We start from the raw sequence: 19,410 nt of genomic DNA, 5'->3' as shown, positions 1-19,410 counted from the left end.
TTCAGCTTTCCTGCATGAGCAGGAAAGAATTATCCGGTATTAGCATCGGTTTCCCGATGTTATCCCAGTCTTACAGGCAGGTTGCCCACGTGTTACTCACCCGTCCGCCGCTAACTTTTGGGAGCAAACTCCCGCAAGTTCGCTCGACTTGCATGTATTAGGCACGCCGCCAGCGTTCGTCCTGAGCCAGGATCAAACTCTCCAAAAAAGAGTAAGATTAGCTCTTAATTTTAAAAATAATAGAATTAACGTTGACGTATGATTTGTTTAGTTTTCAAAGAGCAATTTTTCATTCATTCGCTCGAAGCGACCTTCTTAATATATCATCATTTGATATTGAATGTCAACAACTTTTTTGTGTTGTTTTTTCAGTTCGTTTCAGCGATGTTTATTAATATACCAAGATAATTTCTTTATGTCAACAAGATTTAAATTATTTTCCTTATAATGTTATTCAATTCATCGTTTTATTTTGTCCAATTCTTTTCAATTTACTTGAACGCGTGTATTGTAGACATTCTTTTGGTTCAGCTATTCGCTTAAATAAACTAAACAAAATTTTATACCGTTCTTCCATAGCCCTTTTTACAATATGATCAATTCGGTCATCCCTTAAATCAAATAAAATTTCATCCATTTCTCTCTTTAATAAATATTCAAGCTCTTTAACCTCTATTTCATTTATCAGTATTCCTATCATCCATAACCACTCCAAATAATGAAAATTAAGTTATTGTAGTGTTATCCACTTTTCCTAATTTTATAAGTCATTTTTTTTAACATAAACACTTCAATATCTGCATAAAAATGAAAACAAGAATGGTATGGACAAGAGGTGAGTATAAAATGAATTTCTTTTTTATATTAAACGGTAAGTCGATTAAACAAGTCATTCTCATTATGGTTGCCGCATTTTTCACAGCTTGGTTTTTATATTTAGAAAACATTGTACAAGTACCCGTTTTCTCTGCAAAGGATAGTCCAAAAGCCGTTTATAAAGGAGAACAAAATGTTGCTTTAACATTTAATATTGGGTGGGGGGATGAAAAAGCAGAGCCAATTCTTGATGTATTAAAGAAGGAGAAAGTTCCAGCAGCCACTTTTTTTCTATCTGGTTCATGGGCAGAAAGGCATCCTGATTTAGTCAATCGAATTGTCAAGGAAGGATATGAGATTGGCATTCTTGGATATAATTATGTTGATTACACGGAGCTTGAAGATGCAAAAATAAGACAAGATTTATCAAAAGCACAGGTTGCTTTTCAAAAGCTGAATGTGAAAGATATTAAATTAGTACGTGCCCCAACTGGACACTTCGATCAGCGTACCCTAAAGGTTGCAAATCGCTTTGGCCTTACTGTCGTTCATTGGAGTGTGGATACCAAGGATTGGACAAATCCTGGTGTTACAGAAATAGTCGACCATGCAACCGAGGCAAAAAAAGGAGATATCATCTTAATGCATGCTTCTGATTCAGCAAAACAAACAGCAAGGGCATTACCCGAAATTATCGATAAATTAGATAACAAACATTTAAAATTAGTATCTGTTTCAGAAATGATTGCCAATGCTAGTTCAAAAACACGAGAAATAAAATAAGATATTAAAAAATCGACAGAAAAGCCGCCCATTTATTTGGACGGCTTCACTACTTTTCCGGATCTACCAGATTTCACTGGTTTATTCTTCAGCTGTTCAGCGGACTTTTGATTAATTTTATGAAGGGATAAAAGTTGATAGGAATTACATACTAATAAAGCAAAGAGCATGATATAAAACCAGGTTGGTTTATTATTTTGCAAAACCGGTACCCACTCAATGATTGTTACCACTACCATAAAAAACAGTGCTGGAACAAACGCGCTCTTATTTGTTTCCTTCGCCTTTATATACGCAACAATCAATCCGACTATCAAGAGAAACAAGGCTATTCCAATATAAGGAAGAATACTTTCTCCATTAGAGGCAAACCGTGTATATCTTAAATAAACTAAATCAACAATAGCAATCACAATCAAGATTAATTGTGCGATATTCCACAATGTTACAGATCGAAACATTCCAAGCCCAAAACGATGGACGGTTAAGTAAGCGAAAAACCCCATTTGACTTAGGAGACTAAAGATTAGCCCTACTCCGAATAACCATAAAAAAGCGGATAACATTTCAATAAGATTAAAATTTTTAAATGCTGATTCAAACTCATTCCATCTAACAACCATCCCCACAATTCCCGTTGTCATTGCACCAATAAGCAGGGTCGTTAAAAAGAACTTCACCCAATTTCGGCTTGTCACTTTTTATTCCTCCAAAAAAATATTCTGATTCTTCTTACTTGATTGTACCAACCACTCAATGAAAAATCTAGAAATTCCGTCATTTCACGCATAATAATGCTCAAATTTCTTCAATATAGAAATAGGGATAACTCTTTTTGAAAGGAGCTTTTGCTATGCGATTGAGATTCCTTTTGCTCCTCCTACCTACCATATTGATTTTTACTGGATGCGCACAAGGCGATTTAGCAACTAAGCAAATGGATTATGATGAAACTAAAAAAATGGTAGTAGATATTTTAAAAACAGATGATGGTAAAAAGGCCATCCAGGAGATTATGAAAGACGATTCAATGAAACAAGAACTAGTCATGGATCAAAAAGTGGTTTCAGAGACCATTCAAAAAACCTTAACTTCGGATAAGGGAACTGAATTTTGGAAAAAATCCTTTGAGGATCCGAAGTTTGCAAACGCCATGGCAAAAAGCATGAATAAAGAGAATGAAAAATTGCTGAAGGATTTAATGAATGATCCAGAATATCGTGCGAAAATGATTGAGATTTTAAAGGATCCCGAGCTAGAAAAAGAAGTCACCACGATTTTAAAAAGCAAAGAGTACAGGGGCCATTTGCAAAAAATCATAACCGAAACATTCAATACCCCTTCTTTCAAAACTCAGATTCAAGATATTTTGATGAAGGCAGCTGAGGAGGCAAAAAGCAAAGAGGAAAAGAAAAGCTAATACCAAAATAACACTTTAAAAAGTCTACCTCATGATTGAAATATGCTGCTGTGTTATCCCTAATTCTAAAAAACATTCTTATAAATAATAAAGGAGAGACTGCCTAAGTTAGACACGCCTCTCCTTTTTGATTATCCTAATAGTTTGGCAACCTTTTGTGCAATTTCTTGATAAATTTGACCTGTTTTGTGATCCAATTGGTAGATAGAAGGGGCAAAATCATCGTCATTCCAATCTGGTTGTCCAAGTGGAAGTTTACCGAGAATCTCAGTTTTTAGCTCTTCCGCTAGCTTTTCACCGCCACCTTGGCCAAATACATACTCTTTTTCACCTGTAACCTTACTTTCAAAATATGCCATATTTTCGATAATCCCTAATAATTCATGCTCGGTTCTAAGTGCCATTGCACCTGCTCGTGCTGCTACAAAAGCTGCTGTTGGATGTGGAGTTGTAACAATAATTTCCTTACATGCCGGTAGCATAGAATGGACATCGAGAGCTACATCTCCTGTACCTGGAGGCAAATCAAGAAGAAGATAGTCTAAATCCCCCCATTCTACCTCATTAAAGAAGCTATTCAACATTTTTCCAAGCATTGGTCCACGCCAAATAATGGGGGCATTATCTTCAACAAAAAAGCCCATGGAAATGACTTTTACTCCAAAGCGTTCAACAGGAAGGATTTTTTCTCCACGAACGACTGGACGTTTTGTAATTCCCATCATATCAGGGACACTAAATCCATAAATATCCGCGTCAATCAAACCAACCTTCTTCCCTAAACGCGCTAAGGCAACTGCAAGATTAACTGACACGGTGGATTTTCCAACCCCGCCTTTTCCGCTCGCAATGGCAATAAATTTCGTTTTGCTGCCATTAAGAAGACCTGGATTCTCTTCTTGTTCATTCGCTCTGAATTTTTCAATTACCTCTTTTGGTAGTTCCCCAAAACGAATTCCAACGGTTTGTGCTCCTGCTTCTTTTAAAGTATTTACAATCTGAGTCTGCAATTGAAGCTGTTCAGCAGTACCTGTCTTCGCGATCGCCACTTTTACACTCACGTGATTCTTCTCTTCTTTTATCTTTACTTCTAAAATACCGTCTAAATCCTTTAACGCTTTATGTAAAAATGGTTCTTGTAACTCACCGATTAACTCTCTTACCTGTGCTTCTGTTAACAATAAAATCACCGCCTATGTATTCGTTTTCTTTTACCAGTATAACATATATGGCCAAAATAGCTGTTAATTCAATCACGGAAACTTCAAAGATATGCCTTAATATTCGGTGAAAAAGAGAACAAGCAAAAAAACAATTGAAAAAAGAAGACATCAGCCTTCTTTCCATTTATTCACTTTCTGTTAATTCCTTTTCCTTTGAATAATACCGAAGCATGCCTTTATAAATTGAAGCTGCTACCTTTTCTTGATAAGCGTCGCTTTTCAGCCTTTCTTTTTCCTCTGGATTTGATAGAAAACCGATTTCCACAAGAACACCCGGTTTATTCGAATGCTTAAGGATATAGACTGAATTCATCGCTTTAGACTTTCTCGTCGTATTTTCTAAATTCGTGCGAAATTCGTCCTGAATAAATCTTGCAGCCCTTTGATTCTCCAATAATTGTGGCGCATAAAAAGTCTGTGCTCCGCTCCATCTTGGTGATGGAATTGCGTTTAGATGAACGCTAATATAAAAATCTGCACCTGAATTATTAATCATATCAAGCCTTTTCTTCAAATCCTCCACTTTTCTTCTGCTATAGCCCCTTGTATCCTCATCAGCAAGATCCTTATCCTTCTCCCTTGTCATAATAACAAGTGCCCCCTGTTCCTGAAGATAATCCCGTAACTTCAAAGAAACATTTAGGGCAATATCCTTTTCCAGTACATCTTTATCTCCCGCTCCCCCATCCGGACCACCATGACCAGGATCAAGCAAAATAACCCTTCCTGATAAAGGAAGATTCCATGATTTCCAAGAACTATTATTGATAAAATCATATTGCAATATGATGAAAAAAATAAGAAGTCCGGCAATAAAGGCGACAATTTTTAGCTTTTTTCCCATTGATCCCAATCATTCCTTCCCGCTTGTCCCTCATAATTCAATATATGGGACAAGCGGGAATTCTAGAACAACTAATGAAGTCTTAGCTTATATCTTCGTTCTCCCTTTCGAAACCCATCTCTCCACCAACTATCAACATACTGCTCACACAAATAAAATAACGATTCACTATAAACTCCTTCCGAACCTTTCCCCCAAAACAATATAAAATTATATAACGTATCAATTAAATGTTTTTCTTCATAATAGCAGCGCTTTTTTACACTTTCCGCTGACTCCCCATAATAGCCAAATCGACTAAAATGAGCACCCAATAAATACGATTCAATCGCCACATCATATAATGCTTCTTCAATTCCTCTCTCCATAACGAGGTGAGAAGTGAGATTAGATGTGCCGAAATAGGTTTGTACTCGTTCCTTTAAGGTATTAATCGATATTTCCCTTAGTACTGATCGTTCATATTTAATCCTTTTTTCTTGTTTTTTTTCAATAAAGGTTGTTATCACAGTCACTTGCTTTCACGCCCCTTGAAGATATTTTTCAACTTCCAAGAAGGAGTCATTCAAACTTTAGACCGCATTCCATTACCAATTAATTGTCTAAATTATCCAACGCTTGATATAAAAGACGAACCACAAGAAAAATGAATAATAAAAGGAAAATGATAAAAAATAAAAATCAAAGCAATTAGCTGAAAAATTAAATACATTAAAGGGGATTAAAAATGGCAGATGGAAAAAGAAAAAAACCGTTTTATAAAAGATTTTGGTTTTGGGTATTAGTAATTATTGTTGTCATTGCCATTGCCAACTGCGGGAATGGAGACGATGATGAAAAAACAACCACAACCAATGAAAAAGATAAGACTGAGGAACCTGCTAAGAAAACGTATGGAATTGGCGATCAAGTAAAAATTGGAGATATGGTATATAATGTAATTAGCAAGGATACAGCCACACAGGTAGGCCCTTCCGCTTTACCTGAAAAGGCAAATGGAACCTTCGTTGTCATTAAAGTCAATGTGAAAAATAATGGGAATGAAGCCGTAACAGTAGATTCCAGCTTTTTTAAACTGAAGCGTGGAGATAAAACCTATGAGGCAGACTCAGCAGCAAGTCTTTCCGCAAATCAGAGTGAAAGTGGAGATATTCAAAATAGCTTTTTTGCCCAACAATTAAATCCAGACTCCGAAATGTCAGGGAAAGTCGTTTTTGATGTCGCACCTGATATTGCCAAGGCAAATGATCTCCAATTGCAGGTACAAACAGGGGCATTTGGAACAGAAACAGAAATCATTAACTTAAAATAAATACAAAGGTATATTGAGAGTGTGGATGCTTTATATGTGGCATCCGCCTTTTTTTATTTTTTGCAAAATATAGGAGAAATTTAAATAAAATGAACTGCCCAGTCTCTCTGAACTAAAAAAAGAGGCGACTCTTATGTAGATTCCGCCCCCTTTTCTTTCCCCTGCTATTGTCTCTTACTCAAATCTTCTTGCGCCATTTTTACAAGTTCTTTAACCATATTTCCCCCTAATCTGCCGCCAATCTTGCCAGCCTGTTTGGAAGTTAGCGTCCCATTATATCCCTTATGAAGAGGGACACCTGCCTCCTCCGCTGCTTCAAATTTTGCTTGCTCCGGTTGATTCACTCCTGCTACTTTTGCCTTTAACTGATTAAGTCTATTCTGTGCCTCCGGGACTAAGATTCTATTTCTTCTCGCCATACATATTCCCTCCTTTTCTTATAAATTGCCCAAATTAAAGCGAAACCATTGTTAAATAGAAAGAAAAATCGATTATTTGGCGAGCCTTTAAATAAAACAGCAACATAGTTACATTAATACTTTATTCCTGAAATGGGCACTACATGAAGCTTTCACCACTGTTGGCAATTTATGCTTTATTAAAACAAAAAAAGACCCCCAAGCAAAATGCTTGAGAGCCTTCTGAAAAACGGCAAAAATTAACGTTTTGAGAACTGAGGTGCACGACGAGCGCCTTTAAGACCGTATTTCTTACGTTCTTTCATACGAGCGTCACGGGTTAATAATCCAGCACGTTTAAGTGTTGGACGGTATTCTGGATCTACTTGAAGTAACGCACGAGCGATACCATGGCGGATTGCGCCAGCTTGACCAGTATAACCTCCACCTTTTACGTTTACAAGAATATCATAGCTACCTAAAGTTTCCGTAGCGTTTAATGGTTGTTTTACTACTTCACGAAGTGCTTCAAATGGAATGTAGTTTTCGATGTCACGACCGTTGATTACGATTTTTCCGTCGCCTGGAACTAAACGAACACGTGCAACGGAGCTCTTACGACGACCAGTACCAATATATTGAACCTGTGCCAAGTTAATACCCTCCCTTTAATTATCCACGAAGTTCGTAAACTTCAGGTTGTTGTGCTTGGTGTTTGTGTTCTGCACCAGCATATACATGTAATTTTTTGAACATTTGACGACCTAAAGAATTTTTTGGAAGCATGCCTTTGATAGCAAGTTCTAACATTCTTTCAGGGTAATTTGTACGCATTTCAAGAGCAGTTCTTGTTTTTAAACCACCTGGATGCATTGTATGGCGGTAATAAATTTTGTCAGTTAATTTTTTACCAGTTAATTCAATCTTAGAAGCATTTAAAATAATTACATGATCACCTGTATCAACATGTGGTGTGTAAGTTGGTTTATGTTTACCACGTAGAATTGATGCAACTTCGCTAGCAAGACGACCTAAAGTTTTACCTTCTGCATCAATTACGTACCATTTACGCTCGATGTTTTGGGCATTCGCCATAAACGTTGTACGCATGAGTTTCCCTCCTAATCAATATCCATTTTCATAAATTTTTGAGTTCGTATATTTTGATCACAATAAGTTCCGGGGCTTACCGTGGGATTAAAATACATACCATATTATGATATATCAGTCCAGTGTACATGTCAAGAGGATGTTACACCAGGAATAGTTGTCACGGGTAAAAAATTTTTTGAGAGTATTGGATTGTTAAAAATCATGGCCATGTGAAATATAATGAAATCCTAGTTCAAAAAATCCCAAACGACGTTCAAAAAAGCAAAATGGTCTTAATTAACTGGATATAACTGATTTTCCTAATTTATTTGCGATTATGATCAGCTTTCATAATCTATATCCATTTAAATTCTCAAAATCTTTTCCTGTCATTCAACCAGTTTTCCTCTTACTCAATAAAACACTTCCCACAAAAATAGCCCTTGAGGTGGTGCCGTTTTACCAGCAAATTGCCGATCTTTTCTCTCGATTATTTCTTTCACAGAAGCTGGCGAAAGGCCTCCAGACCCGACTTCTAATAAGGTTCCAACCAGTATCCTTACCATATTATAAAGAAAACCATTTCCAACAAAACGAAACATAAGCAAATCCCCATCCTGTGAAATTTCAATCGCATGAATAGTCCTTACCTTATCCTCAACCTCTGATTTAGCGGAGCAAAAGCTAGTAAAATCATGGGTTCCCAGTAAAGATTCACTTGCGTTTCTCATCTTCTCAAAGTCAAGGGGATATGAATAATGGTAACTGTAATTCCGTTTAAACGGATCGCGCTGCGGTGAAATATGGACAAAATATCGATATTCTTTTCCTTTTGCATCGAAGCGCGCATGAAAGCCAGGAGCAACCATCTCAAAACAAGAGACAGCTATATCCTGAGGAAGCATTGATTGGAGAGCGGTTTCCCATTTAATTAGAGGAATCGCTAATGGAGAATCAAAATGAATGATTTGCCCTTTAGCATGCACTCCTGCATCCGTTCTTCCAGATGCGTAAACCTTAACCATTCCGCCCTTATGAAGCCTTTGGAGAGCCTTTTCCAGCTCTCCTTGGACCGTTCGTTTATTTGGTTGTACTTGATAGCCTGAAAAGCTTGTCCCATCATATTGAACCTTACATTTTAACCTTTGCATCATACAGCATCCCTATGTTCTAAATATGGTCAATAAAGCAGTTACTGCAACGAGTAACAATAGCATAATTGTGTCTGTACCCCGCCAACTTAATACACGGTACTTCGTTCGTCCCTCACCGCCACGGTACCCTCTGGCCTCCATTGCGACAGCTAACTCCTCCGCTCTTTTAAAAGAACTCACAAATAAAGGAATGAGTAGGGGCACAATGGCTTTTATTCTTTCCTTCAATGGGCCGCTTGAAAATTCCGTTCCGCGTGCAATTTGCGCTTTCATAATCTTATCCGTTTCCTGCATTAAAGTCGGAATAAATCTTAAAGAAATGGACATCATTAAAGCAAGCTCATGTACAGGAAACTTGATTTTTTTTAATGGACCTAATAATGTCTCAAGACCATCGGTAATCTCTATAGGCGTAGTGGTCAACGTTAATAATGACGTGATCATAATCAATAAAAAGAAGCGAATAGAAATATAAATCCCTTGGCGAACGCCCTCTTCATAAATTTTGAATGAACCAATATGGAATAGAACGTCTCCTTCTCTTGTAAAAAACAAATGCAGCACAAGCGTAAATAAAATCAACCAAATAACAGGCTTCATACCTGCAATAATAAAGCGAATGGAAATCCTTGAAAACGTGACCATCACAATGGTATAAAGAGTAATCAACCCATAAGTTAAATTGTTATTTGCAATAAAAACGATACAAACAAATAAAAATACAAGGATTAGCTTTGAGCGAGGATCCATTCGATGAATAATGGACTCACCAGGGATATAGCGCCCCAAAATCATATTATCCATCATTTGCGATCACTCCCCTTGAAGAAATCAGCAATTTCCTCTGTTAAATCTTCCATGGTTAAACAGGTTTTTGAAAGCTTAGCATGAAAGGTATGCTCAAATTTATTTTGAAAACGAACTACCTCTGGAACATCTAATCCGAGTTCCAATAAGCCTTCTGGAGATGAAAAAATTTCTTTCGGTGTTCCTTGCTTATACACCTTTCCTTTATGCATAATCACAATTCGATCAGCATACATTGCCGCATCCTCCATGCTATGAGTGACCAACACGGTAGATAATCCTCTTTCCTGATGTAATCGGTAGAACATCTCCATGATCTCCTTCCGACCTCTTGGATCGAGACCTGCCGTCGGCTCATCTAATACGATCACGTCCGGCTCCATTGCTAATACACCTGCAATCGCGACCCGTCGCATTTGACCACCAGATAAATCAAAAGGAGACTTGTCCATTATTTCCTGTGCTAAACCAACCTGCTCAATAGCCTTTTTAGCACGGAGCTTTGCCTGTTCTTCAGAAACCCCAAAGTTCATCGGACCAAAGCAAATATCCTTTTCAACCGTTTCCTCAAAAAGCTGATGTTCAGGAAACTGAAAAACAATTCCAACTCGTTTTCTTATTCCTTTGAGATCCTTTTGTTTCTTCCCGGAGTTAATTTCCCGCTCACCAATTATGACCTTTCCTTTAGTTGGCTTTAATAAAACATTTAAATGCTGTAAAACAGTAGACTTTCCTGAACCAGTATGACCAATAATCGCAAGATAGGTACCACTTGGAATATCAATCGATACATCTTGGAGGGCAAGTCGTTCAAACGGAGTATTAGCTTGATAGCGATATTCTACTTGCTGAAGTGAGATGTCCATAATTCATTCACCAACTCTTCTTCTGATAGGAAATGTTTTGCAATGGGAAGTCCTTTTTCCCTAAGCATTTTACTCATTTTGATTGGAAAAGGAATATCAAGTCCAAGTCTCACTAGTTCTTCATCCATTTGAAAAATTTCCGTTGGAGTACCTTCCCGATATAACTGGCCTTTATTCATGACAATCATGCGATCAGCCCTTGCAGCCTCTTCTAAATCATGGGTAATCGAGATAACTGTCATCTGATGATCCCTTTTTAACTCCCTTACTGTATTTAATACCTCTTCTCTGCCTCTAGGATCTAGCATAGAGGTTGCCTCATCTAAGATAATAATATCGGGTCGTAGTGCAATCACACCTGCAATCGCAACCCTTTGTTTTTGTCCACCTGAAAGATGGTGCGGCTCTTGATTGAGAAAACCATCCATTTTGACGCTTTCTAAGGAGCTTTTCACCCGCTCCACCATAATTTCTCTTTCGATTCCGTTATTTTCTAACCCAAAAGCCACATCATCCTGAACGGTTGTCCCGACAAACTGATTATCTGGATTTTGAAAAACCATACCAATGCGCTTTCTTATTTCCCAAACGGATTCTTCCGATAGTGTCATTCCACAAACATTGATACTGCCCTCTTGTGGGAATTGTAAGCCATTCATTAGTTTTGCTAAAGTGGATTTTCCAGAACCATTATGTCCAACGATTGCTAACCACTCATTCTCATAGATCTTAAATGAGACCTGGTGCAAGGCGTAGTCCGCCTGTCCTTCATAAGTAAAAGACACATGATCCAATGTTACAAGCGCTCTATTCACCTGAATCCCCCTTTCTCAGCTCTGCTATTCTCAAACTCTTTATATCATCACTCATTATATTTTAATATAGCATAATTAAATTCAATGGATATAAAGAAAACTCGCCAACTGGCGAGCCTTAATGAAATGAAGACAAAATAATGATAACGAATATAAAAAAATAATTGCAAAAAAAATAAACAATGTGTCTTCGAAAATCATGGGCCCATTGAATACATAAATAAAAGCCTGCACCTCCACTATCGACACGATTCATTAACAAGACGATATACGAATTAAAGGAGTGGAGGTGCGAGAGCTAGACGAGACATGTAAGTCAAATGACCAACCTATAAAAGCCGAGTATAACTCAACTATTTATTATTTCGGTTTCCATACAAGAAAGGGATGTACCACTTCCATTCATGTATGTAACACGCTCATCATAACGCTCTATTGGGGCTTATTTCTATTAAACAAATATCTTTTACAGAAAAAGGGCAAAGAACAAGTTTTCACTAAACTGTCCTGAGCCCTTGTTGTCTGTGAGTGATTATATTAAACTAACTCAATGATTACCATTGGTGCGCCATCACCGCGACGAGGCCCTAATTTCATAATACGAGTGTAACCACCTTGGCGTTCTTCATAACGAGGAGCGATATCGCTGAATAGTTTTTGAACTGCATCTTGGTTCGTTTCAACATTTGCTACTTCGTTACGAATGTAAGCAGAAGCTTGACGACGTGCATGTAAATCTCCACGTTTGCCTAGAGTGATCATTTTTTCAACAACTGAGCGAAGTTCTTTTGCGCGTGTTTCAGTTGTTTCAATACGCTCGTTGATGATTAAGTCTGTAGCTAAGTCACGTAACATAGCTTTACGCTGAGCGCTGGTGCGTCCTAACTTTCTGTATCCCATGAAAGTTTCCCTCCTTTTTGAGTTATGATTTTAGCAAGTTTAAACGTTCATCGTCCAAGCGAATGAATGAATCAGTCGTCTTTACGTAAACCTAAACCAAGCTCTTCTAATTTATGTTTTACTTCTTCTAGAGATTTACGACCTAAGTTACGTACCTTCATCATATCTTCTTCAGTTTTATTAGCCAATTCCTGAACGGTATTGATGCCAGCGCGTTTTAAGCAGTTATATGAACGAACTGATAAATCAAGCTCCTCAATTGTCATCTCAAGAACTTTTTCTTTTTGATCTTCTTCTTTTTCAACCATTATCTCAGCATTTTGCGCTTCATCAGTTAATCCAACAAAGATATTCAAATGCTCAGTTAAAATCTTCGCTCCAAGTGCTATCGCATCTTGTGGACCAGTACTTCCGTCAGTCCAAACATCAAAAGTTAGTTTATCATAGTTGGTCATTTGACCGACACGTGTATTTTCTACTTGATAAGCAACACGTGATACTGGAGTGTAAATGGAGTCGATAGGTATGACACCAATTGGTTGATCTTCTCTCTTATTTTGATCAGCAGGAGTATAGCCACGACCACGTCTAGCTGTTAAACGCATGCGTAGATGACCATTTGATCCAAGAGTAGCGATATAAAGATCAGGGTTAAGAATTTCGACGTCACTGTCATGCGTGATATTTGCACCAGTAATAACACCTTCACCTTGAACATCAATTTCAAGCGTCTTTTCTTCATCAGAATAGATTTTCAATGCTAATTTCTTAATGTTTAAAATGATAGATGTTACATCTTCAACGACGCCTTCAATTGTTGAGAACTCATGGAGTACCCCTTCAATTTGAATCGCTGTAATAGCAGCACCTGGGAGTGAGGATAATAGGATACGACGTAAGGAGTTACCCAAAGTAGTACCATATCCACGCTCAAGTGGTTCTACGACGAACTTTCCGTATTTGGCATCATCGCTGATCTCAACCGTTTCAATTTTTGGTTTTTCTATTTCGATCATCAAATATACCCTCCTTCAAAACGTCGAAACCTCGGTTATATGGTAACCGAAAGTCCCCATGTATACATTCCCGATTGTGCACAACAACTGGATTAATCATTCTGATAATCTAAAATACTCATCATATCCCATTATAGACAGGGATACAAATTCTATACAGAAAAATTAAACACGACGACGTTTTGGTGGGCGGCATCCGTTATGTGGTACTGGAGTAACGTCTTTAATAGCTGTAACTTCTAGACCAGCAGCTTGAAGAGCACGGATTGCAGCTTCACGTCCTGCACCAGGTCCTTTTACAGTTACTTCAAGAGTTTTCATACCATGTTCCATAGATGCTTTTGCAGCTGTTTCTGCTGCCATTTGTGCTGCGAAAGGAGTAGATTTACGAGAACCTTTAAATCCTAATGCACCAGCACTTGACCAAGAAAGAGCATTACCATGAACGTCAGTAATCGTTACGATTGTATTATTAAATGTTGAACGAATATGAGCAATACCTGATTCAATATTTTTTTTCACACGACGTTTACGTGTATTAGTTTTACGAGCCATTTAAAGTACCTCCTTTACCAATTATTTCTTCTTGTTAGCTACAGTCTTACGAGGACCTTTGCGTGTACGAGCATTGTTCTTCGTATTTTGACCACGAACTGGTAAACCACGACGATGACGAAGTCCACGGTAGCAACCAATTTCCATTAGACGTTTAATGTTGAGGGATACTTCACGACGAAGGTCACCTTCAACTTTTAATTTGTCGATGCTCTCACGAATTTTTGTTAATTCGTCTTCTGTTAAATCGCGTACACGAGTGTCTTCAGAAACACCTGCTTCAGCTAATACTTTTTGTGCAGTATTTTTTCCAATACCATAGATGTAAGTTAATGAGATAACTACACGCTTTTCACGTGGGATATCAACACCTGCAATACGTGCCATTTAGATGCGCACCTCCTTGTTATTAACCTTGTTTTTGTTTATGCTTAGGGTTTTCACAGATAACCATAACTTTACCGCGTCTGCGGATAACTTTACATTTTTCGCAGATGGGTTTAACAGATGGTCTTACTTTCATTATCCTAACCTCCTTAATAGTACGGAGTGCAATCAAGATTATTTAAAGCGATAAGTAATTCTTCCGCGAGTTAAGTCATATGGAGAAAGCTCAACTGTTACTTTATCACCTGGCAAAATACGAATAAAGTGCATGCGAATCTTACCAGAAACGTGAGCTAATACAGTATGACCATTTTCTAATTCAACTTTAAACATTGCATTCGGCAAAGTTTCCGTAACAGTACCTTCGATTTCAATAACATCATCTTTCGCCATCGAACTGATTCCCCCTTCTTTTCTAAGATACGTAACCTTATAAACTTAAATATTGTATTAAGAGTCCCTGTATATATCGAATGGTTCAAAATACCAACTTAATTCTGGTAACGCAAAAATCTATTGACCTTTTTAGCTATTTGCCATTTTAAAAGTGTTCCATAAAAACAAATTTAAGACTATAACAGCCCCAAAGTCAGTCAACCTTCTCATTATAGCATACAAAATCAATATCGCCTAATCATTTCGCGATACAATTTTTCGAATTAAGCAATGCCTGAACTTAAGATATCGAACAACTATCTCAAATTAAACTTGCGTTAATATTTCATAGCCTGTTTCAGTGATCGCGATTGTATGTTCAAAATGAGCACACATCTTTCCATCAACTGTAACAACAGTCCAGTCATCAGCCAATGTCTTAACATAACGACTTCCTGCATTCACCATCGGTTCAATAGCAAGCACCATTCCGGGTCTTAATCGCGGACCTTTATTAGGTGGACCATAGTGAGGAACATCAGGGTCCTCATGTAAGTCTTTCCCAATTCCATGTCCGACATACTCACGTACAATAGAAAAGCCATTTGATTCCGCATACTCTTGAATTGCATGGGAAATGTTCGTTAGACGTACACCTGGCTTAGCTTCTATCAGTCCTTTGTATAAAGACGACTCCGTTACATCTAATAGACGCATTGTATCTTCATCCACCGTACCGACAGGATAAGTCCAAGCTGAATCACCGTGGTAACCATTAAACTTAGCGCCTATATCAATGCTAATAATGTCACCATTATTTAAAACTCGGTCACCAGGAATTCCGTGAACCAGTTCTTCATTCACAGAGGTACACACGCTTCCGCGAAACCCATTATAACCCTTGAAAGAAGGAATTGCATCCTGTTTACGAATAAAATTTTCAGCAATTACATCCAATTCTTTGGTTGAGATTCCTGGAGCAATATGTTTTTTTAACTCTTGGTGAGTGAGTGCTACTATGCGACCTGCTTCTCGCATAATTTCGATTTCTCTTGGAGATTTACAAATAATCATTAATTCAAACTCCCGAGGAGACGATTCACTTCTTCGAAAACTACCTGAATATCTTGTTGACCATTAATATTTCGTAAGTAGCCTTTCGTCTCATAAAAATCGAGTAATGGTTTAGATTGTTGAACATTGACTTCTAAACGGTTTTTAACAGTGTTTTCATTATCATCAGCTCGTTGATATAATTCTCCACCGCATCGATCACATGTGTTTTCTTTTGCTGGAGGATTAAACACTAGATGATAAGTCGCTCCGCAATCCTTACAGATTCTTCGTCCTGTTAAGCGCTCCATTAGAATGTCTTGATCAACATCAATATTAATGACGTAATCAATTGTTTTGCCTAAATCTTTTAAAATATCCTCAAGTGCTTCGGCTTGTGGAACAGTTCTTGGAAACCCGTCTAATAAGAATCCTTTATTGCAATCCTCTTTGCTTAAACGTTCTCTTACAATCCCAATAGTCACTTCGTCTGGTACAAGTGCACCTTGATCTATATAAGATTTAGCCTTTAATCCTAGCTCTGTTCCTTCCTTCATTGCAGCTCGGAACATATCTCCAGTTGAGATATGAGGAATGCCATAACTATCGACGATTTTCTCAGCTTGAGTACCTTTACCAGCACCAGGGAGCCCCATTAATACTAAATTCACTCGAATTCCCCCTCAGTCTCTTTTACGGTTAAGGGAACTACTGGTCCCCATAACCGCTTATTTAATAAAACCTTTATAGTGACGTTTAACAAGCTGTGCTTCTAGTTGTTTCATTGTTTCAAGGGCAACACCAACAACAATTAGTAAGCTTGTTCCACCGATTTGAGCAGACTGTGGTAAATTTGCGAGATTAATGAAGAAAACCGGTAGTATGGCAATTGCAGCTAAGAATAAAGCACCAACGATTGTTAAACGATATAAGACACGAGTCAAATACTCCTGAGTATTTTTACCAGGTCGAATACCAGGAATATATCCACCTTGTTTCTTCAGATTATCGGATAATTGCTCCGGATTTACCTGAATAAAGGCGTAAAAATATGTGAATGCCACAATCAATGCACTATATATGACCATCCCAATAGGATGTGTATAGTCAAAGATCTTCTGGATCCATGTAGTAACATCATTGGTACCCCAGAAAGAAGCTATCGTTCTAGGAGTAACAATAAATGAAATAGCAAAGATAACAGGAATAACCCCTGCGGCATTAACCTTCAATGGCAAATGAGTGGATTGACCTACAGGTGTACGGCCAGCCACCATCCGTTTTGCATATTGAATTGGAATTTTGCGTAATGCTTGGTTAACGAAAATTACCCCAACAACTACAGCAATAATTGCAAGTACAATAATAACCAACGTTACAATACGAAGGAAAAGTGCTTCTCCTACATTTTCAAATTGCTGAGCATAGATTTGATTGACCGTTGTTGGAATCTGAGCTACGATCCCAGCAAAGATAATGATAGAGATTCCATTTCCTACACCCTTTGAAGTAATCAGTTCACCTAACCACAACAGAAAAGCTGTACCAGCTGTTAATACAATTGCGATTAATAGATAAGTACCAATGCCTGGATTTTCAATAAGAGCTCCGCCAGCAAGATTGTTAAAACCGTAAGACATGCCAAAAGCTTGGATAAAACCAAGCACAATTGTAAAGTAGCGAGTAATCTGAGCTATTTTACGGCGTCCAACTTCTCCTTGCTTCGACCACTCCGTTAACTTTGGTACTACATCCATTTGTAATAACTGAATAATGATAGATGCTGTAATGTATGGCATAATTCCCATTGCAAAAATCGAGAATTTCTTAAGGGCTCCCCCTCCAAATGTATTAAGAACACCGAAGACATTCATTTCATCTTGAGCGCCTAATAGTTCTGCATTCACATTCGGTACAGGGATAAATGTACCGATGCGAAATACAACTAACATGAGAAGGGTGAAAATAATCTTTCTTCTTATCTCAGCAACACGCATAAGGTTGGAGATCGTTTGAAACATTAAATCACCTCAGTTTGACCGCCGGCAGCTTCAATAGCTTCCTTTGCAGCAGAAGAGAATTTATGAGCTTTAACTGTAAGCTTTTTCTCAACTTTGCCTTTTGCAAGAACCTTAATTCCTGCTTTTTCTTTACTTACAAGACCAGTTTCGATAAGAAGTTCTGGTGTAATTTCAGTTCCCTCTTCGAAACGATTTAGCACATCAAGATTGATGATAGCGAATTCTTTCCGATGAATGTTTGTGAAACCACGTTTTGGTAAACGTCTGAATAAAGGAGTTTGACCACCTTCGAATCCAGGACGTACTCCGCCGCCTGAACGTGCGTTTTGACCTTTATGACCTTTACCAGCAGTTTTTCCATTACCTGAACCAATACCGCGACCTTTGCGTTTGCGTTCATTACGAGAACCTTCTGCAGGCTGTAATTCATGAAGTTTCATGTTGGCACCTCCTTATTTAGAAGAAAAATCTAATTATTTTTCAGTTACAGTAACTAAATGAGATACTTTGTTAATCATCCCGCGAATTGCTGGGTTATCTTGTTGTTCTACTGTTTGGTTTACTTTACGTAGACCTAGTGCTTTAACAGTTTCACGTTGACTTTGTGGACGTCCAATCACACTGCGAGTGAGGGTAATTTCTAGAGTATTTGCCATTTGATTTCCCTCCTTATCCTAACAGTTCTTCTACTGATTTTCCGCGTAATTTCGCTACTTCCTCAGCACGTTTCAATTGATTTAATCCGTCGATTGTTGCACGAACCATGTTAATTGGTGTATTAGTACCTAATGATTTAGATAGGATATCACCAACACCAGCTAATTCAAGAACCGCACGAACTGGACCACCAGCGATAACTCCTGTACCTTCAGAAGCAGGTTTTAGAAGGATTTCACCAGCACCAAAGTGTCCAATTACTTCATGAGGAATAGTTGTACCAACCATAGGTACAGAAACTAAGTTCTTTTTCGCATCCTCAATCGCTTTACGAATAGCATCTGGTACCTCTTGAGCTTTACCAGTACCGAAACCTACATGACCATTTTTGTCTCCTACTACTACAAGAGCAGTGAAACGAAAACGCCGTCCACCTTTAACAACTTTCGCAACACGGTTAACCGTAACTACGCGTTCTTCAAGTTCAAGTTTGTTTGGATCAATACGATTCATCTTTGTGTGTCCCTCCTTTGTCTATTAAAATTCTAAGCCGTTTTCACGAGCTGCGTCAGCTAATGCTTTCACACGTCCATGGTACAAATATCCCCCACGGTCGAACACTACAGATGTAACACCTTTTACAGTAGCGCGTTTAGCAACTAATTCTCCGACCTTAACTGCAGCATCAACATTTGCTGTTGCATCAAGACTAATTTCTTTATCTAATGTAGAAGCACTTGCGATCGTAACTCCATTAACATCATCGATTAATTGCGCATAAATATGTTTGTTGGAACGAAACACATTTAAACGAGGACGAGCTGCAGTACCACTAAGTTTTGCACGTACACGAGCATGTCTTTTTTTACGTACTGCATTTTTGTCAGCCTTCGTAATCATTTAGGTCACTCCTTTC

The 19,410-nt window shown here is 38.0% G+C and carries 28 protein-coding genes and 1 rRNA gene; 3 read left to right on the top strand and 26 right to left on the bottom strand.

Going from position 1 to position 19,410, the window contains the following annotated elements:
- Positions 1-208, bottom strand: a 16S ribosomal RNA gene (locus tag ACE38V_RS20975); the annotation flags it as partial.
- A gap of 246 nt (positions 209-454) precedes the next feature.
- Complete coding sequence (locus tag ACE38V_RS20970; protein WP_375844400.1) at positions 455-700, bottom strand: hypothetical protein; 246 nt, start codon at positions 698-700, stop codon at positions 455-457.
- A gap of 146 nt (positions 701-846) precedes the next feature.
- Between ACE38V_RS20970 and pdaB the strand changes: the two genes are divergently transcribed.
- Complete coding sequence (gene pdaB, locus ACE38V_RS20965) at positions 847-1,599, top strand: polysaccharide deacetylase family sporulation protein PdaB (protein ID WP_375844398.1); 753 nt, start codon at positions 847-849, stop codon at positions 1,597-1,599.
- A 32-nt stretch (positions 1,600-1,631) separates the two neighbouring features.
- Here pdaB and ACE38V_RS20960 read toward each other — a convergent pair whose 3' ends face one another.
- Complete coding sequence (locus ACE38V_RS20960) at positions 1,632-2,297, bottom strand: KinB-signaling pathway activation protein (protein ID WP_375844395.1); 666 nt, start codon at positions 2,295-2,297, stop codon at positions 1,632-1,634.
- Between the two features lie 155 nt (positions 2,298-2,452).
- On the opposite strand from ACE38V_RS20960, the gene gerD reads away from it, so the two are divergent.
- On the top strand, positions 2,453-3,019 hold the full coding sequence (gene gerD / locus ACE38V_RS20955; RefSeq protein WP_375844394.1) for a spore germination lipoprotein GerD: 567 nt from the start codon (positions 2,453-2,455) through the stop codon (positions 3,017-3,019).
- A 131-nt stretch (positions 3,020-3,150) separates the two neighbouring features.
- Here gerD and ACE38V_RS20950 read toward each other — a convergent pair whose 3' ends face one another.
- The 3 genes from ACE38V_RS20950 to ACE38V_RS20940 all read right to left on the bottom strand — a co-directional run bounded on the left by ACE38V_RS20950 (position 3,151) and on the right by ACE38V_RS20940 (position 5,601).
- Positions 3,151-4,200, bottom strand: coding sequence for an Mrp/NBP35 family ATP-binding protein (locus ACE38V_RS20950; protein ID WP_375844390.1), 1,050 nt, complete (start codon positions 4,198-4,200; stop codon positions 3,151-3,153).
- 166 nt (positions 4,201-4,366) lie between these two features.
- Positions 4,367-5,086 (bottom strand): N-acetylmuramoyl-L-alanine amidase CwlD, encoded by a 720-nt coding sequence (cwlD, locus tag ACE38V_RS20945; protein ID WP_375844405.1) that lies wholly within the window; start codon positions 5,084-5,086, stop codon positions 4,367-4,369.
- Positions 5,087-5,157: 71 nt separating this feature from the next.
- Positions 5,158-5,601, bottom strand: a complete 444-nt coding sequence (locus ACE38V_RS20940) for a YbaK family protein (RefSeq protein ID WP_375844388.1) — start codon at positions 5,599-5,601, stop codon at positions 5,158-5,160.
- Between the two features lie 212 nt (positions 5,602-5,813).
- Here ACE38V_RS20940 and ACE38V_RS20935 point away from each other — a divergent pair, with 212 nt between their 5' ends.
- Complete coding sequence (locus ACE38V_RS20935) at positions 5,814-6,398, top strand: DUF4352 domain-containing protein (RefSeq protein WP_375844387.1); 585 nt, start codon at positions 5,814-5,816, stop codon at positions 6,396-6,398.
- A gap of 164 nt (positions 6,399-6,562) precedes the next feature.
- On the opposite strand, the gene ACE38V_RS20930 is transcribed toward ACE38V_RS20935, so the two are convergent.
- The 20 genes from ACE38V_RS20930 to rplR all read right to left on the bottom strand — a co-directional run bounded on the left by ACE38V_RS20930 (position 6,563) and on the right by rplR (position 19,394).
- Entirely contained in the window at positions 6,563-6,817 is a 255-nt protein-coding gene (locus ACE38V_RS20930; protein ID WP_375844385.1) for an alpha/beta-type small acid-soluble spore protein, read from the bottom strand.
- A gap of 239 nt (positions 6,818-7,056) precedes the next feature.
- Complete coding sequence (rpsI, locus tag ACE38V_RS20925; protein ID WP_375844383.1) at positions 7,057-7,449, bottom strand: 30S ribosomal protein S9; 393 nt, start codon at positions 7,447-7,449, stop codon at positions 7,057-7,059.
- A 19-nt stretch (positions 7,450-7,468) separates the two neighbouring features.
- A complete protein-coding gene (rplM, locus tag ACE38V_RS20920) occupies positions 7,469-7,906 on the bottom strand; it encodes a 50S ribosomal protein L13 (protein ID WP_375844381.1) in 438 nt (145 codons plus the stop codon).
- Positions 7,907-8,301: 395 nt separating this feature from the next.
- On the bottom strand, positions 8,302-9,039 hold the full coding sequence (gene truA, locus ACE38V_RS20915) for a tRNA pseudouridine(38-40) synthase TruA (protein ID WP_375844378.1): 738 nt from the start codon (positions 9,037-9,039) through the stop codon (positions 8,302-8,304).
- Positions 9,040-9,051: 12 nt separating this feature from the next.
- Positions 9,052-9,849: an energy-coupling factor transporter transmembrane component T family protein gene (locus tag ACE38V_RS20910; RefSeq protein ID WP_375844376.1), complete on the bottom strand. Its 798-nt coding sequence runs from the start codon at positions 9,847-9,849 to the stop codon at positions 9,052-9,054.
- Complete coding sequence (locus ACE38V_RS20905; RefSeq protein WP_375844374.1) at positions 9,846-10,715, bottom strand: energy-coupling factor ABC transporter ATP-binding protein; 870 nt, start codon at positions 10,713-10,715, stop codon at positions 9,846-9,848. Before ACE38V_RS20905 ends, ACE38V_RS20910 begins: the two co-directional genes overlap by 4 nt.
- Positions 10,691-11,530: an energy-coupling factor ABC transporter ATP-binding protein gene (locus ACE38V_RS20900; RefSeq protein WP_375844372.1), complete on the bottom strand. Its 840-nt coding sequence runs from the start codon at positions 11,528-11,530 to the stop codon at positions 10,691-10,693. The genes ACE38V_RS20905 and ACE38V_RS20900 overlap by 25 nt, the downstream gene beginning before the upstream one ends.
- A 537-nt stretch (positions 11,531-12,067) precedes the next feature.
- Positions 12,068-12,430, bottom strand: a complete 363-nt coding sequence (gene rplQ, locus ACE38V_RS20895; protein ID WP_375844371.1) for a 50S ribosomal protein L17 — start codon at positions 12,428-12,430, stop codon at positions 12,068-12,070.
- A 71-nt stretch (positions 12,431-12,501) separates the two neighbouring features.
- Positions 12,502-13,446 (bottom strand): DNA-directed RNA polymerase subunit alpha, encoded by a 945-nt coding sequence (locus ACE38V_RS20890; protein ID WP_375844370.1) that lies wholly within the window; start codon positions 13,444-13,446, stop codon positions 12,502-12,504.
- Positions 13,447-13,611: 165 nt separating this feature from the next.
- Positions 13,612-14,001 carry a 30S ribosomal protein S11 gene (gene rpsK / locus ACE38V_RS20885; protein WP_075980340.1) on the bottom strand — a complete coding sequence of 130 codons (390 nt, stop codon included), beginning with the start codon at positions 13,999-14,001 and terminating at the stop codon, positions 13,612-13,614.
- 21 nt (positions 14,002-14,022) lie between these two features.
- Positions 14,023-14,388: a 30S ribosomal protein S13 gene (gene rpsM / locus ACE38V_RS20880; protein ID WP_375844367.1), complete on the bottom strand. Its 366-nt coding sequence runs from the start codon at positions 14,386-14,388 to the stop codon at positions 14,023-14,025.
- A 22-nt stretch (positions 14,389-14,410) separates the two neighbouring features.
- Complete coding sequence (gene rpmJ, locus ACE38V_RS20875; RefSeq protein ID WP_000868344.1) at positions 14,411-14,524, bottom strand: 50S ribosomal protein L36; 114 nt, start codon at positions 14,522-14,524, stop codon at positions 14,411-14,413.
- Between the two features lie 38 nt (positions 14,525-14,562).
- Positions 14,563-14,781 (bottom strand): translation initiation factor IF-1, encoded by a 219-nt coding sequence (infA, locus tag ACE38V_RS20870; RefSeq protein WP_075980338.1) that lies wholly within the window; start codon positions 14,779-14,781, stop codon positions 14,563-14,565.
- A 309-nt stretch (positions 14,782-15,090) separates the two neighbouring features.
- Complete coding sequence (gene map / locus ACE38V_RS20865) at positions 15,091-15,837, bottom strand: type I methionyl aminopeptidase (protein WP_375844363.1); 747 nt, start codon at positions 15,835-15,837, stop codon at positions 15,091-15,093.
- Entirely contained in the window at positions 15,837-16,487 is a 651-nt protein-coding gene (locus ACE38V_RS20860) for an adenylate kinase (RefSeq protein WP_375844361.1), read from the bottom strand. Before ACE38V_RS20860 ends, map begins: the two co-directional genes overlap by 1 nt.
- 57 nt (positions 16,488-16,544) lie before the next feature.
- Positions 16,545-17,837 carry a preprotein translocase subunit SecY gene (gene secY / locus ACE38V_RS20855; protein ID WP_375844359.1) on the bottom strand — a complete coding sequence of 431 codons (1,293 nt, stop codon included), beginning with the start codon at positions 17,835-17,837 and terminating at the stop codon, positions 16,545-16,547.
- On the bottom strand, positions 17,837-18,277 hold the full coding sequence (rplO, locus tag ACE38V_RS20850; RefSeq protein ID WP_375844357.1) for a 50S ribosomal protein L15: 441 nt from the start codon (positions 18,275-18,277) through the stop codon (positions 17,837-17,839). The genes secY and rplO overlap by 1 nt, the downstream gene beginning before the upstream one ends.
- A 33-nt stretch (positions 18,278-18,310) precedes the next feature.
- A complete protein-coding gene (gene rpmD / locus ACE38V_RS20845; RefSeq protein ID WP_375844355.1) occupies positions 18,311-18,493 on the bottom strand; it encodes a 50S ribosomal protein L30 in 183 nt (60 codons plus the stop codon).
- A gap of 13 nt (positions 18,494-18,506) precedes the next feature.
- Positions 18,507-19,007, bottom strand: coding sequence for a 30S ribosomal protein S5 (gene rpsE / locus ACE38V_RS20840; RefSeq protein ID WP_375844353.1), 501 nt, complete (start codon positions 19,005-19,007; stop codon positions 18,507-18,509).
- Between the two features lie 24 nt (positions 19,008-19,031).
- Positions 19,032-19,394: a 50S ribosomal protein L18 gene (rplR, locus tag ACE38V_RS20835; RefSeq protein ID WP_375844351.1), complete on the bottom strand. Its 363-nt coding sequence runs from the start codon at positions 19,392-19,394 to the stop codon at positions 19,032-19,034.
- Positions 19,395-19,410 lie beyond the last annotated feature (16 nt).

This window comes from Cytobacillus sp. Hz8, assembly GCF_042263505.1.
In the GTDB taxonomy this organism is placed as follows: domain Bacteria; phylum Bacillota; class Bacilli; order Bacillales; family Cytobacillaceae; genus Bacillus_BE.
This window is presented reverse-complemented; position numbering and strand designations above follow the sequence as displayed.

Bases quoted from the DNA above. Each gene is read 5' to 3' on its own strand.
- ACE38V_RS20970 (WP_375844400.1), bottom strand. From the start codon at position 700: ATGATAGGAATACTGATAAATGAAATAGAGGTTAAAGAGCTTGAATAT.
- pdaB (WP_375844398.1), top strand. From the start codon at position 847: ATGAATTTCTTTTTTATATTAAACGGTAAGTCGATTAAACAAGTCATT.
- gerD (WP_375844394.1), top strand. From the start codon at position 2,453: ATGCGATTGAGATTCCTTTTGCTCCTCCTACCTACCATATTGATTTTT.
- cwlD (WP_375844405.1), bottom strand. From the start codon at position 5,086: ATGGGAAAAAAGCTAAAAATTGTCGCCTTTATTGCCGGACTTCTTATT.
- ACE38V_RS20935 (WP_375844387.1), top strand. From the start codon at position 5,814: ATGGCAGATGGAAAAAGAAAAAAACCGTTTTATAAAAGATTTTGGTTT.
- ACE38V_RS20930 (WP_375844385.1), bottom strand. From the start codon at position 6,817: ATGGCGAGAAGAAATAGAATCTTAGTCCCGGAGGCACAGAATAGACTT.
- rplM (WP_375844381.1), bottom strand. From the start codon at position 7,906: ATGCGTACAACGTTTATGGCGAATGCCCAAAACATCGAGCGTAAATGG.
- truA (WP_375844378.1), bottom strand. From the start codon at position 9,039: ATGCAAAGGTTAAAATGTAAGGTTCAATATGATGGGACAAGCTTTTCA.
- ACE38V_RS20910 (WP_375844376.1), bottom strand. From the start codon at position 9,849: ATGATGGATAATATGATTTTGGGGCGCTATATCCCTGGTGAGTCCATT.
- ACE38V_RS20905 (WP_375844374.1), bottom strand. From the start codon at position 10,715: ATGGACATCTCACTTCAGCAAGTAGAATATCGCTATCAAGCTAATACT.
- rplQ (WP_375844371.1), bottom strand. From the start codon at position 12,430: ATGGGATACAGAAAGTTAGGACGCACCAGCGCTCAGCGTAAAGCTATG.
- ACE38V_RS20890 (WP_375844370.1), bottom strand. From the start codon at position 13,446: ATGATCGAAATAGAAAAACCAAAAATTGAAACGGTTGAGATCAGCGAT.
- rpsK (WP_075980340.1), bottom strand. From the start codon at position 14,001: ATGGCTCGTAAAACTAATACACGTAAACGTCGTGTGAAAAAAAATATT.
- rpsM (WP_375844367.1), bottom strand. From the start codon at position 14,388: ATGGCACGTATTGCAGGTGTTGATATCCCACGTGAAAAGCGTGTAGTT.
- rpmJ (WP_000868344.1), bottom strand. From the start codon at position 14,524: ATGAAAGTAAGACCATCTGTTAAACCCATCTGCGAAAAATGTAAAGTT.
- infA (WP_075980338.1), bottom strand. From the start codon at position 14,781: ATGGCGAAAGATGATGTTATTGAAATCGAAGGTACTGTTACGGAAACT.
- map (WP_375844363.1), bottom strand. From the start codon at position 15,837: ATGATTATTTGTAAATCTCCAAGAGAAATCGAAATTATGCGAGAAGCA.
- secY (WP_375844359.1), bottom strand. From the start codon at position 17,837: ATGTTTCAAACGATCTCCAACCTTATGCGTGTTGCTGAGATAAGAAGA.
- rplO (WP_375844357.1), bottom strand. From the start codon at position 18,277: ATGAAACTTCATGAATTACAGCCTGCAGAAGGTTCTCGTAATGAACGC.
- rpmD (WP_375844355.1), bottom strand. From the start codon at position 18,493: ATGGCAAATACTCTAGAAATTACCCTCACTCGCAGTGTGATTGGACGT.
- rpsE (WP_375844353.1), bottom strand. From the start codon at position 19,007: ATGAATCGTATTGATCCAAACAAACTTGAACTTGAAGAACGCGTAGTT.
- rplR (WP_375844351.1), bottom strand. From the start codon at position 19,394: ATGATTACGAAGGCTGACAAAAATGCAGTACGTAAAAAAAGACATGCT.